At 43.9% G+C, this 15488-nt stretch carries 19 protein-coding genes and 1 other annotated feature; of the genes, 17 read left to right on the top strand and 2 right to left on the bottom strand.

From position 1 onward, the window contains the following. The first annotated feature begins 1 nt into the window (after window position 1). From BMX84_RS09935 to BMX84_RS09920, 4 genes are all read left to right on the top strand, one after another. Window positions 2-400, top strand: a complete 399-nt coding sequence (locus BMX84_RS09935; protein WP_091489343.1) for a Mini-ribonuclease 3 — start codon at window positions 2-4, stop codon at window positions 398-400. Between the two features lie 37 nt (window positions 401-437). Next, a complete protein-coding gene (rlmB, locus tag BMX84_RS09930; protein ID WP_091489341.1) occupies window positions 438-1238 on the top strand; it encodes a 23S rRNA (guanosine(2251)-2'-O)-methyltransferase RlmB in 801 nt (266 codons plus the stop codon). Between the two features lie 35 nt (window positions 1239-1273). Continuing rightward, window positions 1274-1807, top strand: a complete 534-nt coding sequence (locus tag BMX84_RS09925; protein ID WP_091489339.1) for an NYN domain-containing protein — start codon at window positions 1274-1276, stop codon at window positions 1805-1807. 223 nt (window positions 1808-2030) lie between these two features. Beyond that, window positions 2031-2663, top strand: a complete 633-nt coding sequence (locus BMX84_RS09920) for a sigma-70 family RNA polymerase sigma factor (RefSeq protein WP_091489338.1) — start codon at window positions 2031-2033, stop codon at window positions 2661-2663. 93 nt (window positions 2664-2756) lie between these two features. Here BMX84_RS09920 and BMX84_RS09915 read toward each other — a convergent pair whose 3' ends face one another. Next, window positions 2757-3329, bottom strand: coding sequence for a Gx transporter family protein (locus tag BMX84_RS09915; RefSeq protein WP_091489336.1), 573 nt, complete (start codon window positions 3327-3329; stop codon window positions 2757-2759). 176 nt (window positions 3330-3505) lie between these two features. Here BMX84_RS09915 and BMX84_RS09910 point away from each other — a divergent pair, with 176 nt between their 5' ends. From BMX84_RS09910 to BMX84_RS09860, 11 genes are all read left to right on the top strand, one after another. Next, on the top strand, window positions 3506-4564 hold the full coding sequence (locus BMX84_RS09910; protein WP_177165537.1) for an FAD:protein FMN transferase: 1059 nt from the start codon (window positions 3506-3508) through the stop codon (window positions 4562-4564). A gap of 89 nt (window positions 4565-4653) precedes the next feature. Further along, on the top strand, window positions 4654-4803 hold the full coding sequence (gene rpmG, locus BMX84_RS09905) for a 50S ribosomal protein L33 (protein ID WP_091489333.1): 150 nt from the start codon (window positions 4654-4656) through the stop codon (window positions 4801-4803). A gap of 34 nt (window positions 4804-4837) precedes the next feature. Further along, window positions 4838-5014, top strand: a complete 177-nt coding sequence (gene secE / locus BMX84_RS09900; RefSeq protein WP_091489360.1) for a preprotein translocase subunit SecE — start codon at window positions 4838-4840, stop codon at window positions 5012-5014. A gap of 140 nt (window positions 5015-5154) precedes the next feature. Next, window positions 5155-5706: a transcription termination/antitermination protein NusG gene (gene nusG, locus BMX84_RS09895; protein ID WP_091489331.1), complete on the top strand. Its 552-nt coding sequence runs from the start codon at window positions 5155-5157 to the stop codon at window positions 5704-5706. A 149-nt stretch (window positions 5707-5855) separates the two neighbouring features. After that, a complete protein-coding gene (gene rplK / locus BMX84_RS09890; protein WP_091489330.1) occupies window positions 5856-6281 on the top strand; it encodes a 50S ribosomal protein L11 in 426 nt (141 codons plus the stop codon). 148 nt (window positions 6282-6429) lie between these two features. Continuing rightward, on the top strand, window positions 6430-7125 hold the full coding sequence (gene rplA, locus BMX84_RS09885; RefSeq protein WP_091489328.1) for a 50S ribosomal protein L1: 696 nt from the start codon (window positions 6430-6432) through the stop codon (window positions 7123-7125). Window positions 7126-7230: 105 nt separating this feature from the next. After that, window positions 7231-7362, top strand: a sequence feature (ribosomal protein L10 leader region). Window positions 7363-7426: 64 nt separating this feature from the next. Continuing rightward, window positions 7427-7933, top strand: coding sequence for a 50S ribosomal protein L10 (gene rplJ / locus BMX84_RS09880; protein WP_091489327.1), 507 nt, complete (start codon window positions 7427-7429; stop codon window positions 7931-7933). A gap of 88 nt (window positions 7934-8021) precedes the next feature. Further along, complete coding sequence (rplL, locus tag BMX84_RS09875) at window positions 8022-8387, top strand: 50S ribosomal protein L7/L12 (protein ID WP_091489325.1); 366 nt, start codon at window positions 8022-8024, stop codon at window positions 8385-8387. A 201-nt stretch (window positions 8388-8588) separates the two neighbouring features. Continuing rightward, the gene (locus tag BMX84_RS09870; RefSeq protein WP_091489323.1) at window positions 8589-9785 is read left to right on the top strand and encodes an FtsW/RodA/SpoVE family cell cycle protein; all 1197 of its coding nucleotides are present in this window, start codon (window positions 8589-8591) and stop codon (window positions 9783-9785) included. 24 nt (window positions 9786-9809) lie between these two features. Continuing rightward, on the top strand, window positions 9810-10970 hold the full coding sequence (locus BMX84_RS09865; protein WP_091489322.1) for an FtsW/RodA/SpoVE family cell cycle protein: 1161 nt from the start codon (window positions 9810-9812) through the stop codon (window positions 10968-10970). A gap of 11 nt (window positions 10971-10981) precedes the next feature. Further along, window positions 10982-11470, top strand: a complete 489-nt coding sequence (locus tag BMX84_RS09860; RefSeq protein ID WP_091489320.1) for an LURP-one-related/scramblase family protein — start codon at window positions 10982-10984, stop codon at window positions 11468-11470. Window positions 11471-11624: 154 nt separating this feature from the next. On the opposite strand, the gene BMX84_RS09855 is transcribed toward BMX84_RS09860, so the two are convergent. Beyond that, a complete protein-coding gene (locus BMX84_RS09855) occupies window positions 11625-12854 on the bottom strand; it encodes an MFS transporter (protein ID WP_091489319.1) in 1230 nt (409 codons plus the stop codon). A 344-nt stretch (window positions 12855-13198) separates the two neighbouring features. On the opposite strand from BMX84_RS09855, the gene BMX84_RS09850 reads away from it, so the two are divergent. Then, the gene (locus tag BMX84_RS09850) at window positions 13199-14548 is read left to right on the top strand and encodes a uracil-xanthine permease family protein (protein ID WP_091489317.1); all 1350 of its coding nucleotides are present in this window, start codon (window positions 13199-13201) and stop codon (window positions 14546-14548) included. Window positions 14549-14644: 96 nt separating this feature from the next. Then, window positions 14645-15247: a class I SAM-dependent methyltransferase gene (locus BMX84_RS09845; protein ID WP_091489316.1), complete on the top strand. Its 603-nt coding sequence runs from the start codon at window positions 14645-14647 to the stop codon at window positions 15245-15247. The last annotated feature ends 241 nt before the right edge of the window (window positions 15248-15488 follow it).

Below are 15488 nucleotides of genomic sequence, written 5' to 3'. Positions count from 1 at the left end.
GATGAACCGAACGGTCGACCCGAAACAGCTGAATGGTCTGGCGCTCGCTTACATGGGAGATGCCTTATATGAACAGGCGATAAGAGAACACCTTATTTATTCCGGTAAAACAAAGCCGAACCGACTGCACGTCTCTGCGACCGGCTATGTCTCGGCGAAAGCCCAGTCTTTTCTGATAGGAAAAATGATTGACCAGGAAATATTGACCGAAGAGGAATTGGAGTACTATAAACGCGGACGCAATGCCAAGAGTTATTCGAAAGCCAAGAACGCAGACTCAAAGACCTATAGTCAGTCCACGGGCTTTGAAGCGCTGATCGGTTTTCTTTACCTGACTGGTGAAGCAGACCGTCTGCAGGAACTGATCAGCTGGTGTATCGAAAAAATCGAAGAAACTTAAAAAATCAAAGAACTGTAAAGAGGGAGGAGATGTCAACATGGCAATAAAAAAACGAAACACTAACGAAAAACCGAAACACGACAATAATGAATCGACCATCACCGATGATGAAATGGTCTACGGCAGGAATCCGGTTTTGGAGACACTCCGGTCCGAACGGGACGTGAACAAGCTGTTCGTTCAGGACGGTCTGACTGATAATAAGATCAATAAAGTGGTCAGCGAAGCAAAAAAACGCAAAGTCCAGCTGTCCTTTGTACCTAAAACAAAACTGGACAATCTGTCTGATGGCGGCAATCACCAGGGCCTCGTTTTGGCTGCCAGTCCGGTGAACTATGCAACCCTCGATGAGCTATTCGAAAAAGCCGAGGAGAAAAACGAAGCACCATTCTTTCTGCTTCTGGATGGGATCGAGGACCCGCATAATCTGGGATCGATCCTGAGATCTGCCGATGCCAGCGGGGTACACGGTGTGATCATCCCTAAACGCCGCGCAGTAGGGTTGACCTCTACTGTAGCGAAAGCCTCTGCCGGAGCGATCGAACATGTCCTGGTAGCCCGTGTGACCAACATGGCGCAGACCATCGATGAACTGAAAGACCGTGGTCTCTGGATCTTCGGGACTGATATGAAAGGCAAAGACTACCGCTACTGGGATGTCGAGTCACCAGTCGGTCTCGTCATCGGCAGTGAAGGTAAAGGGATGTCCCGCCTGGTGAAAGAGAAAGTGGATGAAACCCTGTCGATCCCGATGGTCGGGGATGTCCAGAGCCTGAACGCCGGTGTGGCTTCAGGGCTTCTAATGTACGAAGTATTCAGAAAACGCAACGCCTTATAAAATCATAATAAAAAACTTGAAAGGAGGGGAGTTAAGTGAAAAAAGAACTGCTGTACGTGGATGGCTATAATATGATTGGAGCCTGGCCTGAACTGGTGAAGCTGAAGCGGCTGGATAAAATGGCAGATGCACGGGATCTTCTCCTGCATGAGCTCTCAAACTATGCCAAGTATGAAGGGATCGAGATACGCATCGTTTTTGACGCCCAGCTGGTCCCCGGCATCGCTCAGCGCTATGACAAGTACGAGGTGGCGGTCATCTTTACAAGTGAAGGGGAAACAGCCGACAGCTACATCGAAAAGGCTATCGGAGATGAAAACCTCCTTGTCACGCACGTCCAGGTCGCCACGTCGGATCTGGCAGAACAGTGGCTGATCTTCCAACGCGGCGCCACACGTAAATCCGCCAATGAACTTTACAAAGACGTCAAGCGGACAAAGAAGAACATCGCCCTGGACAGTACGCTGTACCGCATGCAGAACCGGTCGCGCAACTCCCCTCTAAAAGATAAGGATCTGAAGAACCTCCAGTCGCTGTATTATAATATGGTGAAAAAACAGGATAAGTAAAATACAGTGTAAAACATGCGTAGGGCTGATGAATCCTGTCAGTCTTACGCATTTTTTATATATATATTTATTAGAATTCACTCACAAACAAAATAAAAATAATGACTTTTTAATTTAAAAGTAAGTATAATTAAATGAAACGCTTTCAAAGGATACATCACCAGAAACTATAAATGTACTGTTCTGTTATTGTTAGACACAATAAACAGAAGGAGAAGAAAGGATGCAGTTATATACAGAAAAAGAAGAGACGAAAGAAAGGAAAGAAACGAAAGTATATAAGGATGTAAGTGACCCGATCGTCGACAGCATGATCATTCGGATCCAGTCAGGAGACTCTTCACTTTTTCCGGATCTTCTGGAACGTAGTGAAGCCTTGTTAAGAAAGTCAACGTACCGGCGCTTTATCAAAGGCTATGAACGGGATGATCTATATCAGGAAGCCTGCTTGATTTTAGTGGAATCTGTAGAAAAATATGAACTAGATAGAGGGATGAGTTTTAATCAGTATGTCTGCTTGAATCTGGATAATCACTTCAATCGCCTGATCAGAAAGAGTAACGCATTAAAACGAAAGTCTTATAAAGAGGCCTTATCACTGGAAAGTGTGCTGGAAGAAAACGGCTATCAGCTGGCCGGTCCATCCAAAACTATTCAACCAGAAGATAAACCAATAGTGAATGAAACCATGGAAGAATACATAAACTATTTGTCTTCTTTCGAAAAAGAAGTATGTCTTTGCTGCTTTTTAGGTTACTCTTTTGAAAAAATCGCTGTAGACCTGGAGTGCACGAAAGAGAAAGTCATGAATGCCAAACATCGCTGTACTGAAAAGTACCGCAAACATTTCATGTGATGGCTAAGAATAGAGCAAACATTTATATAACTTCGTATTCATTGAATAGTTTCTGTCCAAACAAAAAAAGCCTCTCCGGGCTTTTTTTGTTTACTATGATAAGCTCTCATTCAGCTTTTTTCTGAATTCAGGGCTTTTTTTTTCATCGTTCTCCTGCCGGAAGCGCTGGATGGTGGAGACTTTTTCCATCAAAAAGTTGGCGGCGATCCCGATGGCGATCCCAGACAGGATCCCCATAGAAGATAATACCGGGAGATACAGAAGCACCGTCCAGGTCTGGGCAATAGAGCTGGCTACGAGGAGCTGTCCCAGGTTATGGAGGATACCGCCAGTCGCGCTGACCCCGATGATGCTGACACGTTTACCGCCCGCAAACTTGACGAACAACATGCCGAAGTAACTGAGCAGGGCACCGGCTGTACTGTAAAGAAAGGTGGACAGCGTGCCGCCGAGCAGGGTGGTCATCAACAGGCGCATCCACACCACTTTGAAACTGTCTTTAAACGGCAGGGTGTAGATGGCGACAATAATTATTAAGTTGGCGATCCCGAGCTTTGCCCCAGGTGCAAAAGCAAAGGGGAAGGGAATACTGCGTTCGATCAGACCCAAGATGACAGCCTGAGCTGAGAGCAGCGATATATAGATCATTTTTTGTGTGCGGTTCATAGGAAAAATCCTTTTCTACTAGGCTTAGTTGTACTAGTTATAGTTTGCCATAAATCGGTCCAGTTAGCTATCTACATTAAAAAATTATTATACCAGAACTTATCTTGTGAAAACATAGACAGGATAGCACTTTTGTTGTAATATGTACAGAGAAAATGAATGGAAGGATAATGAGAATGAGAAAGCGCAGTAAACTCGCTTTAACGTTAATGAGTATCCCTTTAGCTACAGTGTTTTTAACTGGTTGTGAAGAAGGGGATCCACGAGGGCTGGCTGAGAATCCGATCGAACGAACAGAGTTTCTACTTGGCACAGTCGCTAATATAAAAGTATTTAACGAAGGTGAAGAGGAGGCTTTGGATCTTGCCTTTGAAAAAGTCACCGAACTGGATGAATGGTTTGCAAAAGAAAAAGAAGATTCACAGATATCAGAAGTGAATCGTCAAGCTGGTATAAAGCCTGTAAAAGTATCGGAGGAAGTCTTTCATGTTATGGAAAGGGCTCTTTACTATGCCGAAGTATCAGATGGTAAATTTGATCCGACTATCGGTGCAATGACCAGTTTATGGAATATCGGGCAGGAAGATGCAGCAGTACCCGAAGAAGAAAAACTGGAGAATGTTCTAGATGTCGTCGACTATAATTTAGTTGAACTGAATGAAGAAGAACAGACGATATATCTTGAGGAAAAGGGAATGGAATTAGATCTTGGGGCCATTGCGAAAGGTTATATTACAGATGAAGCGGCCCGTATATTAGTTGAAGAAGGTGTCAATACGGCTATTGTGGATCTGGGTGGCGATATCGTGGTCGTCGGAAACAGTACCCGTGGAGAAAGTGAGCCGTGGCGCGTTGGGATCCAGGATCCTTTTGATGATCGCGGCGATATCATGGGAATGGTTGAACTGGTAGACTCTGCTATCGTTACATCTGGCATCTATGAACGAAACTTTGAAGAAGATGGTAAATCCTACCATCATATACTCAATCCTGAAACGGGCTATCCTTTTGAAAACAATATCTCCGGCATCAGTATCATTTCAGATAACGCAATGGATGGCGATGCGATAGCGACCGTTGCTTTTGCAATGGGCGTAGAAGAGGGCCTTGACTATATCAATGAGATGCCCGATGTGGATGTTATCTATGTTACAAAAGACAAGAAAGTATTTACTTCTGACAACCTCACTCACAAGGTCGAAATCACTGATGAAATGTTTGAACTGGTCGAATAGACTGATTTGACAGGCTTTGGTATAGATGTTAAAGTTAATAGGATACTGATCAACTTAAGATATGGAACGTAAGAAGCGAGGAAAAAATAATGAAGAAAAAATTAGCATTAGCTTGTACAGAGTGTGGGTCACGCAACTACACGAAAGATGTAGGCGACAAAGTCCGTACGGAACGTCTTGAAATAAAAAAGTATTGCCGTTATTGTAAAAAACATACATTACACAGGGAAACAAAATAACATGAACGAAGTGAAAGTGGAAGGAGCAGCCCACATGAGTAAAGTTAAGACATTCTTAGGCGAAGTGAAACACGAGCTGAAAGAAACGACCTGGCCGACAAAAGAAGCCATGCGTAAAAATACACTGACTGTATTTGGTGTCATGGCATTCTTCGGTGTATTCTTTTATGCTGTCGATTCAGTCATTACCTTTTTATTGAATTTAGTATGACAAAACATAAAATCAGTAGAATTTACTAGACCTTCGTGCTATACTACAGTACGAGAACCGATGGAAAACCTTCTCTTTCACAGTGTGTAAAGAAGGTTTTTTTAGTACGAAAAAATAAGACTTAAAAAAAGGAGTTCAAAATGGAAGAATTAGAGAGTTCAAAAGCGTGGTACGTGCTGCAGACGTATTCAGGTTATGAAAATAAAGTAAAACAAAATCTGGAATCACGTGCACAAAGTATGAAAATGGAAGATAACATCCTGCAGGTGCTGATACCGGAAGAAGAAAAAACCACTGAAAAAGACGGCAAGTCAAAAACCGAGATGGAAAAAACGTTCCCGGGTTATGTCTTAGTGGAAATGATCATGTCAGATGAAGCCTGGTACATCGTCAGAAACACACCGGGCGTCACAGGCTTTGTCGGCTCGCACGGTGCGGGAAGCAAACCGTCTCCGCTTCTGCCGGATGAAGTGGATCAGATCCTCCGCAGCATGGGAATCAATCCGCGTAAAGTGGAAATGGACCTTGAGTTAGGTGAACGTATCCAGATCACTGATGGCGCCTTTGCCGGTATGGAAGGTAATGTCACTGCTCTTGAAACCGAAAAAGGTAAAATCAAAGCATCGATCGAAATGTTCGGGAGAGAAACGACGGCTGAACTGGATTACAATCAGATCTCAAAAATCGATTAAATAACACCTTGCATTTCCAATTAAAATATGGTAATATTTGTCAGTGCGCCTTATACACATCCGTAGTGTGAGGTGTAGTAACATAGTGGGAGAGGAAAATTGAAACCTCATTTAACCACTCACGGACACAAATCAAGGAGGTATGTCTCGTGGCAAAAAAAGTAGTTAATGTCGTGAAATTGCAAATACCTGCAGGGAAAGCTAACCCAGCACCCCCAGTAGGACCTGCATTAGGACAAGCTCAAGTAAACATTATGGGATTCTGTAAAGAGTTTAACGCTCGTACAGCTGACCAGGCAGGGATGATCATTCCTGTAGTTATTTCTGTTTATGAAGACCGTTCATTCACATTTATCACTAAAACACCACCTGCAGCAGTATTGCTTAAAAAAGCAGCTGGCGTTGAGTCTGGTTCAGGCGAACCAAACACTAAAAAAGTGGCAACTGTAACAAGCGATCAAGTAAGAGAAATTGCTGAAACAAAAATGGAAGACCTAAACGCAGCTAGTGTTGAAGCAGCAATGCGCATGGTCGAAGGTACAGCTCGCAGTATGGGATTCACTGTCAAAGGTTAATTTGACGATCACATTGCTTGCTGACTCCGCATCCAGTCATTCGAGGCCACTCGACGTGATCACCAATGGTAACTGACTGATCAGTCCATTGCGTGCGGAGATCAAGTGGGAGGTCAAACCGTTAATACCACAATAAGGAGGAAAAATAATGGCGAAAAAGAGTAAAAAATTCTTAGCTGCTTTGGAAAAAGTAGACAGAGAAAACAAATACGATGCAACTGAAGCATTAGAATTAGTTAAAGAAATCGATTACGCTAATTTCGACGCAAGTGTTGAAGTAGCTTACAGACTTGGTGTCGATCCTAAACAAGCAGACCAGCAGCTGCGTGGCGCAATGGTATTGCCGCACGGTACTGGTAAATCTCAGACAGTGATTGTTTTCGCAAAAGGCGATGCTGCTAAAGCTGCTGAAGAAGCAGGCGCAGACTTCGTTGGCGACAGCGATCTTGTAGAAAAAGTTCAAGGTGGATGGTTAGACTTCGACGTCGTCGTTGCTGCACCAGACATGATGGCTGAAGTAGGTAAATTGGGCCGTGTCTTAGGACCTAAAGGTTTAATGCCTAACCCTAAAACAGGTACAGTTACACCAGATGTAGCTAAAGCTGTTAACGACATCAAAGCCGGTCAAGTCACTTACCGTGTCGACCGTCAGTCAAATGTACACGTGCCGATCGGTAAAGTATCATTTGAAACTGAAAAACTTAAAGAGAACTTGGCTGCTTTACACGATGTTATCGTAAAAGCTAAACCAGCAAGCTCTAAAGGTGTTTACATCAAAAACATGGCAGTGGCCAGCACGTTCGGCCCTGGTGTTAAAGTAGACCCAACAACAGTTGCTAAATAAAAAAAGTTGAAATTTCTCTTGACCTGCAGGGTATAGCTTGCTATACTTATGCAGGTTAAGGAAATAACTTAAATTAAATATGCATTGATGAATGATGGTGATAGATTCTATTACCGGATAATACCGAAGACAGTATGTGGCTCACGCCTTAATATCATACCGAGGACACATGTGATTACATTAATCAACTATGATCCCTCTATGTCTACGGTGACATGGGGTTTTTTTATGCGATAAATTCTTTTTGGATGTAAGTATAAGGGGAAATCCTCATTTCAATCGATCAGGAGGTGAAACATCAATGAGTAAAGCAAATGTCATTGCAAAAAAACAAGAAGTGGTCAATGATATTACGAAGAAATTTCAAGACGCAGAAGCTGTCGTAGTCGTTGACTACCGTGGTTTGACAGTGGAACAAGTCACTGAATTACGTAAACAATTACGTGATGCAGGAATTGAAATGCGCGTATTGAAAAACACTATGCTTCGTCGTGCTGCAGAAGCAGCTGATTTGTCAGATTTAGTAGATGTCTTCAAAGGACCTACTGCTGTAGCATTCAGTAACGAAGAAGTTGTTGCCCCTGCAAAAATTATTGCAGAATTCGCTAAAGATGCAGAAGCTTTAGAAATTAAAGGTGGCGTATTGGAAGGTAAAGTTGCAAGTGTTGAACAAATCAACAAAATTGCTACACTACCAAGCCGCGACGGCCTACTTTCAATGCTATTATCTGTACTTCAGGCACCTGTTCGAAACACAGCCTTGGCAATCAAAGCTGTTGCAGAGAAAAAAGAAGAAGAAGCTGCGTAAAGCAGTCGATTCAACTGACTTACTGCTATACAGTCGTATGGCAAGCTGAAACTAAACTAATTTAAATTACAAATGGAGGAAAACAAAAATGGCATTAGATATTGAAAAAATCATTGCTGACTTGAAAGAGTCAACTGTCGTAGAATTAAACGACTTAGTAAGTGCGATCGAAGAAGAATTCGGCGTAGAAGCTGCAGCTCCAGTTGCAGCAGCAGGAGCTGGCGCAGCTGCAGAAGCAGAACAAACAGAATTTACTGTTGAATTAACAAGCGCAGGTTCAGCAAAAATCAAAGTTATCAAAGCAGTTCGTGAAGCTACAGGTCTTGGCTTGAAAGAAGCTAAAGCTTTAGTAGACGGCGCACCAGCACCAGTTAAAGAGAATGTTTCTAAAGAAGAAGCAGAAGAATTAAAAGGTAAATTAGAAGAAGCTGGCGCTTCTGTAGAAGTTAAATAATTTAATTTAACTTAAATACATTGAATCCCTTTGCTGTAAAGAGTATCTTTATAGCAAAGGGGTTTTTTTGTTCTACACTTTTGTGTCAATTTTGTTATAACGTATGAATCGGACCGAATATCTGATAAAATGTGTCATTGAATGGGATCTTCCCTATAGGCTTACCAGAATTCTATGTTTACTTAAGAAAGGGAGAAATAAATGAACAACGATAAATATCCTCAACGTATAGACTATGGCATAATTTTATCAGTGATGCTACTCGCCATCATCAGCATCGTATCGCTCTATTCAACGACCGTACTGATCCAGGATGCTTCGCTGGGAATGACTCTGAGGCAGATCATGTGGTATGGGTTAGGCACGATCGCCATGCTGGTTATAATGCAGTTTGATTCGGAACAGTTATGGAAAATGACCACATATTTATATATTCTAGGCATCATCGTGCTGATACTAACGCTTCTTATTTATGACCGGAACCTGGCGATGCGTACGGGAGGGAAATCCTGGATACGACTTGGACCGCTTGGGACCATACAGCCGTCGGAGTTCGTCAAGATTCCCTACATCCTTATGCTGGCTAAAGCGGTGACCAGACACAACAGCACCTATAAAGTCAGAGATTATTCAAGTGATTTTCTGCTGATGGGAAAACTGATGCTGTATTCAGCATTACCTATCCTGCTCGTTTTCATGCAGAACGATCTGGGGACCGGTCTCGTGTATATCGCGATCCTGATCGGAGTGGTGCTGCTTTCAGGCATCAAGTGGCAGATCCTGCTTCCCATCTTCCTGGTCATATCGACCGTCGGTATTACACTCATCTTATTAGCGGTATATAATCAGGAGTTTCTTTTAAATACAGGGCTTTTCAGTCCGTATCAGTTTTCCCGGATCAACACTTGGCTCCGGCCGCATGAAGGATCGACGGATGCAACGTATCAGGTGACACAGGCCTTCAAGTCCATCGGCTCAGGCGGTGTGTTCGGTAAAGGCTTCGGCGAAAGTGAAGTTTATGTCCCAGTCAGAGAGTCGGATATGATTTTTGCCACGATCGGTGAGAACTTTGGCTTCGCCGGCGGGTCGTTCCTGATCTTCACCTACTTTGTTCTGGTCTATCATATGATAAAGGTCGTCTATGATACAAAAAATGAATTTTATGCGTATATCGCTACTGGCGTTATTATGATGATAGCCTTCCACGTTCTGGAAAATATCGGAATGAATATCGGCCTGCTTCCTGTGACAGGTATTCCGTTGCCTTTTATTTCGCAGGGAGGGTCCTCTCTTTTAGGTAACATGATGGGGATCGGCCTGATCATGTCCATGCGTTTCCATCATAAATCATATTTCTTCTCGGGCGAAGGAGAAGACTTTCATCCGGGAACGTCATAAAATGTGTAGAAGAGGAGTGGAACGATGATAAAAGAAAGACTGAAACACGTAGATAAATATATAGTCGTCCCTTATCTTTTACTGACAGTATTCAGTATAATGATGGTTTACAGTGCGAGCAGCTATAGCGCACTGAATGACTATGGGAATCCGCACTATTACCTGCCGAGACAGATTATATTCGTAGGGATGTCATATGTCTTGTTTCTTCTGGCGCTGTTTTTTCCGCTGAAAATCTTGAAAAACAAGAAATATGTTATGATCGGTATCTTGATCACTGCCCTTTCCCTTGGTTTTTTACTATTGTTCGGAAGGGAAATCAATGGCGCGAAAGGCTGGATAGAAACGCCGCTGTTCAATATTCAGCCAGCTGAATTTACTAAATTCACTGTGATCTGGTATCTGGCTTATATCTTGTCGAAGAAGCAGAAAATAATAACTGAGAATTTCTTCAATGCTATCGTTGCGCCTATAGGCTTAGTGAGCCTGATCGTGCTTATGATCTATGTCCAGCCGGATACAGGCTCGGCATTCATCATCGTTCTGATCGGAACTGTCACGATTTTTGCGAGCGGTGTTTCTCCTAAATTGGGCACCGGCTTCGGATTAATCGGCGTAACTTCTCTACTGGGGCTCACTCAGCTGATCAAAGTGTACGGAACACGTTTGTTTTTTCTTAATGAAAATCGCTATAGACGATTTCAAGGGTTCTGGGATCCGTTTCAGCTAGCTGAAGGAGCCGGTCTACAGCTCGTCAATTCCTACTATGCTTTGAGCCGAGGCGGTCTGCTTGGTGTAGGCTTCGGAAACAGTGTGCAGAAAACAGGCTACCTACCGTTTCCTTATACAGATTTTATCGTCGCGATTATTGGAGAAGAATTCGGGCTGCTTGGCATTACGATCTTTTTATTCGTCTTTGCCTTGATGGTGTCACGCATGATCCTGACTGCGATCCGTTCAAAGAGTGCCTTTAATTCGATATTGAGTATCGGCGTAGCCGCGATGTTCCTCATCCAGTCGATGGTCAATCTGATGGGCGTGGTAGGTCTGATGCCCATTACGGGAGTCACTTTCCCGTTCATCAGTTATGGCGGGTCCAGCTTGATGGTGCTTTCGGTTTCTTTAGGTCTGGTCGCCAATGTTTCTGCCCGTGTCAATTATCAGCGTGCTCAATCACAACTCTAGGAGGAACGTCTATGCGTTTATATATCAAACAGAAAGTCTGGTCGTTTAAAGACCGCTTTTCAATAAAGGATGATGTTGAGCGAGATAGGTACTATGTCGAAGGGGAATTCTTCTCTTTTGCAAAAAAACTAAGGCTCTTTAATATAGATAATGAAGAACAGCTTTATATCGAACAATCCTTATGGAGGTTTCTGCCTGAATACAACCTCTATGAGAAAGGGGAAAAAGTAGCTACTGTTAAAAAAGACTTTACCCTTTTCAAAAATAATTATACGATTTTAGGCCCCGACTGGCATATTGAAGGCTCCGTTATGGCGCATGATTATATGATCAAAGAAGGCGATAAAGTGATCGCGGACATCAATAAAAAGTGGCTGTCATGGGGAGATACTTACGAAATAAATATTTATGATGAAGCCTCTGTCAATGTTCTGCTTGGCATTGTGATCGTCATCGATGCAGTGATTTCTCAGGCTCGTGCCAGCAATTCGGCCACCTGAACACATAGTCGTCAAGGGGATCAACTTATTCCACAGATGAGTAATGGAAGCAAGTACAGAAAAAAAGAGGTGGGGACATTGAGTGATGTCCTTGCCTCTTTTTTGTTAAGATATGACAGAATATAGTCACATGCCTGTAGATATGATTAGTGTGTCAGATTCGCTTTGGTGCATGCTTTTGAGCAATGAACAGCAGTGGGATGTTGACCGCGATGAAAATCAGAGCGATCGTGAAAGCCAGGACATAAGAACCGGTAAAGTCATAGGCATAACCGACAAGCGTCATCGACAAGGCGGCACCGATCCCTGCTGAAAAAGAGAGGATCGGATAAATCCGGACGTACAGCTCTTTTCCAAAAAACTCAGTTGTTAATAACGGTAAGGCGACAGCCGGAACTGTAAAGACCGTGCCGAATAAGAAAGCAGAAAAGATGAGTAAATACGTGTTTGACAGCGTCAGCAGCATAACGATGCTGACAGCCGTTAATACCAGCATAATAACACTGGCTTTAACGATTCCGACAGTATCACTTAACGAGCCGATAATGAGCTTGAATGTGATATTGCCGATCATCACAGCAGACAGGAGGACGCCGCCTATCTGTTCAGAAAGAAAGTTGGATTCTGCGTATCCGGGCAAATGCTGGGATATGCCTGCGATAGATGTATGGGTAAACGCAATGATGAAAATCAGTATGAAAGCTATATTCGTATAAGAGAAAGTGGTCCAGTTGGGCTGCTTGATCAGGCGCTGCCTGGATTCTTTTGCTTCATCGTAGCCGTAAGGAAGCAGGCCTTCGTCTTTCGGGTCCAGTTCATAACGATAAAGGATAGCCGGCAGGGCAAGGGCGATCATAATCAGACCCATCACGACAAAGGAATACTCCCATCCCAAAGCATTGATCAGTGCTGTGAAAACAGGTGAGAAGATAGCGCCCGCAATACCGGTAGAACCAAAGGAGAGGCTCATGGCAAATCCTTTTTTCTCTTCAAACCAGTTATTAATGATCATCGATAAAGGGATCATGGCGTACAGACCCGCACCGATGCCGCGAATCATGCCCAGAATATAAAAAACCCACAGCTGAGTCGTGAATGCCATTGCCATGGTGGATAAAGAAGCAAGAGTGACACCTGCGATCAAGACCTTTTTCCAGCCGTAACGATAAAGTAACGTAGTAAAGAACAAAGAGATCACGGCTAAAGCAACAGAAGCCAGAGTGGCATGAAGAGCGAACGACCCACGATAAATATTCAAATCCTGAGCAACCGGTGTGTAGAAAACCCCTATCACATTCATTGTAAGGCCGACTGCACTGGCGGACATACCGCAGGCGATCGCGAGCACCAGCCAGTGTTTCAACGTTCTTGACAGATCATTCATTATGTGTAACCTCTTTCAAAATATGTTAAATCTAGTATACAAGTTCGCCCTCTTCTAAGTAAAGGATAATTATTAAAACACGCCGTTAAATTAAGTCTTGCTTTTAAAGGAGGCACTTGGTAAACTAAGTGCAAGCAAAATTCCTTTAATTCTATCCCGTGAGGTAGAAAAGGATGGAAAAATTTCATATAGCTGAAAAGCACAGGAACAGTCTGTACACAGAAACTGATGTAAAGATCTGTATCCCGATGCCGCTTAGCATCCATCTTATCTAAAGGTCCTTTTTGCGTAAAATAAAAGGGCATTTTTTTATGCCTAAAAATAAGAAAGAAGGATGATAAGTTATGGCCATTCAACAACGACCGTTAATATTAGACGTGGAGGCAAAGCCGCCCTTGGTGAAAGGGATGTTCTTAAGTCTTCAGCACGTATTCGCAATGTTTGGGGCAACGATCCTCGTCCCCATCCTGCTCAATATGCCCGTATCCGTCGCACTTTTAGCCAGCGGTGTGGGAACACTCATCTACCAGATCGCAACGAAAGCAAAAGTACCGGTGTATCTCGGGTCCTCATTTGCCTATATCGCAGCCATGCAGATAGCGATAGAACAAATGGGCGGAGATATCAGCGCCGCACAGACAGGTGTGGTCATGGTCGGACTCTTATATATCATCATCGCAGGGATCGTTCGGGTAGTCGGAACGTCCTGGGTGGATAAACTGCTTCCCCCGATCGTTATCGGCCCGATGATCATGGTCATTGGTCTGGGACTGGCAGCCAACGCGGTTCAGAATGCGGGATTTGTCGCTGATTCAGACTGGCGCGTCATCGTCGTATCCGTTACGACCTTCCTGATCGCGGCCTTTATCAACACGAAAGCAAAAGGCTTCCTGAAAATCATTCCATTCTTAGTTGCCATAATCGGAGGCTACCTTTTAGCCACAGTTCTTGGGATCGTGGATTTTACTGCGGTAAGAGAAGCGAACTGGATCGCTCTGCCGGAACTGTACCTGCCTTTTGAAACAAACACCTTCCAGAGTTACGATTTCTACTTCGGTCCTGAAGCCCTGGCACTGCTGCCTATCGTTTTGGTGACAGTGGCTGAGCATATCGGGGACCACTCGGTATTAGGGAAGATCTGTGACCGTGAATTCCTGAAAGAGCCGGGTCTGAACCGCACACTGATTGGTGACGGAGCAGCAACAGCTGTGTCTGCCTTCTTCGGTGGACCGGCCAATACCACTTACGGAGAAAATACCGGCGTGATCGGAATGACGCGCATCGCATCGGTCTCAGTCATCAGAAATGCAGCCTTCATTGCCGTCGCTCTGAGCTTCATGGGTAAATTCACAGCACTGATTTCAACCATCCCGGCTGCGGTTTTAGGCGGCATGTCGATCCTCTTGTACGGCGTCATCGCAAGCAATGGGTTGAAAGTGATGATCGAAGACAAAGTGGACTTCAATCAGTCAAGGAACCTGATCATTGCCAGCTCAATGCTGGTGATCGGCCTGGGCGGCGCAGTGTTCGATATTGCCGGACTTCTGACTCTCTCTGGAACAGCCTTGAGCGCCATCACAGGCATTCTTTTGAATCAGATCCTGCCGAAAGAAGAACCGGAATATGAGCCGGAATACGAAAAAGAGTCGAAAAAACAGTCAAAGTATAATGCAGACTATGAACCAGCCAGCTAATGCGCTTGTCTTTCAGTATCTGACTGAATGATTGAGATGCCGAGGTCTGCATAGTATACTGTTAGGGAAAGAACTAACGGAAAGAGGCGTTATACAATGGCAGATCATTATTTCACATCCAATCCAAATGCGAAACATAAAGAACAAAACTTTGAAATGACTTTAAAAGGCAATACGCTGAAATTTAATACAGATTCAGGCGTTTTTTCTAAAGAGCGAGTCGATTACGGTTCGCAGGTCATGATCGAGGCTGTTGACCCGTCAGTATTTCCAAATGGAAAAGTACTGGATATGGGCTGTGGCTATGGTCCGGTCGGTTTGTCTCTGGCAAAAGCCTACCCTGAACTATCGATAGACATGGTAGACGTCAACGAGCGTGCACTCGATCTCGCTCGTAAAAATGCTGAGGAAAATGGGATCAAGAACGTCGATATCTATCTTTCTTCCATATATGAGAAGGTTGAAGAAAAGGGATTCGGTGCTGTGCTTTCCAATCCGCCGATAAGAGCAGGAAAGAAAGTCGTGCACCAGATCATTTCCGAAGCCTATGATCATCTGGCTGAAGACGGCGTGCTCGTCATCGTGATTCAGAAGAAACAAGGCGCCCCGAGTGCCAAACAAAGAATGACCGATGTCTTCGGTAACGTGGAACGTATCGCCCTGGATAAAGGTTACTGGGTTTTACAAGCAAAGAAATAAACTGTTCTGATGGGACAAGTAATGAGGGCCTGCGACTATAGAGTCGCAGGTCTCTTTTCATAAAAGACATTGAGGACAAAGCCGAACGAGTGCCGATCGTGTTAGTTGATGGTTTTTTTAGCGTTTGCGTGCCCTTCGAGTGAGAAAGAGGAGATAGGAGGTCACAAAAACAGCGTATATGTGCCCTTCGCACGAACGCCAAGTATCTGGAGGTCACAAAAGAGGCAGATATGTGCCCTTC

This window comes from Alkalibacterium putridalgicola (assembly GCF_900109825.1).
GTDB classification, from domain to species: domain Bacteria; phylum Bacillota; class Bacilli; order Lactobacillales; family Carnobacteriaceae_A; genus Alkalibacterium; species Alkalibacterium putridalgicola.
This window is presented reverse-complemented; position numbering and strand designations above follow the sequence as displayed.

What these genes read in the sequence shown, in the direction of transcription:
- BMX84_RS09935 (WP_091489343.1), top strand. Translation starts at nt 2, where the DNA reads ATGAACCGAACGGTCGACCCGAAACAGCTGAATGGTCTGGCGCTCGCT.
- rlmB (WP_091489341.1), top strand. Translation starts at nt 438, where the DNA reads ATGGCAATAAAAAAACGAAACACTAACGAAAAACCGAAACACGACAAT.
- BMX84_RS09920 (WP_091489338.1), top strand. Translation starts at nt 2,031, where the DNA reads ATGCAGTTATATACAGAAAAAGAAGAGACGAAAGAAAGGAAAGAAACG.
- BMX84_RS09915 (WP_091489336.1), bottom strand. Translation starts at nt 3,329, where the DNA reads ATGAACCGCACACAAAAAATGATCTATATATCGCTGCTCTCAGCTCAG.
- BMX84_RS09910 (WP_177165537.1), top strand. Translation starts at nt 3,506, where the DNA reads ATGAGAAAGCGCAGTAAACTCGCTTTAACGTTAATGAGTATCCCTTTA.
- rpmG (WP_091489333.1), top strand. Translation starts at nt 4,654, where the DNA reads ATGAAGAAAAAATTAGCATTAGCTTGTACAGAGTGTGGGTCACGCAAC.
- secE (WP_091489360.1), top strand. Translation starts at nt 4,838, where the DNA reads ATGAGTAAAGTTAAGACATTCTTAGGCGAAGTGAAACACGAGCTGAAA.
- nusG (WP_091489331.1), top strand. Translation starts at nt 5,155, where the DNA reads ATGGAAGAATTAGAGAGTTCAAAAGCGTGGTACGTGCTGCAGACGTAT.
- rplA (WP_091489328.1), top strand. Translation starts at nt 6,430, where the DNA reads ATGGCGAAAAAGAGTAAAAAATTCTTAGCTGCTTTGGAAAAAGTAGAC.
- rplJ (WP_091489327.1), top strand. Translation starts at nt 7,427, where the DNA reads ATGAGTAAAGCAAATGTCATTGCAAAAAAACAAGAAGTGGTCAATGAT.
- rplL (WP_091489325.1), top strand. Translation starts at nt 8,022, where the DNA reads ATGGCATTAGATATTGAAAAAATCATTGCTGACTTGAAAGAGTCAACT.
- BMX84_RS09870 (WP_091489323.1), top strand. Translation starts at nt 8,589, where the DNA reads ATGAACAACGATAAATATCCTCAACGTATAGACTATGGCATAATTTTA.
- BMX84_RS09865 (WP_091489322.1), top strand. Translation starts at nt 9,810, where the DNA reads ATGATAAAAGAAAGACTGAAACACGTAGATAAATATATAGTCGTCCCT.
- BMX84_RS09860 (WP_091489320.1), top strand. Translation starts at nt 10,982, where the DNA reads ATGCGTTTATATATCAAACAGAAAGTCTGGTCGTTTAAAGACCGCTTT.
- BMX84_RS09855 (WP_091489319.1), bottom strand. Translation starts at nt 12,854, where the DNA reads ATGAATGATCTGTCAAGAACGTTGAAACACTGGCTGGTGCTCGCGATC.
- BMX84_RS09850 (WP_091489317.1), top strand. Translation starts at nt 13,199, where the DNA reads ATGGCCATTCAACAACGACCGTTAATATTAGACGTGGAGGCAAAGCCG.
- BMX84_RS09845 (WP_091489316.1), top strand. Translation starts at nt 14,645, where the DNA reads ATGGCAGATCATTATTTCACATCCAATCCAAATGCGAAACATAAAGAA.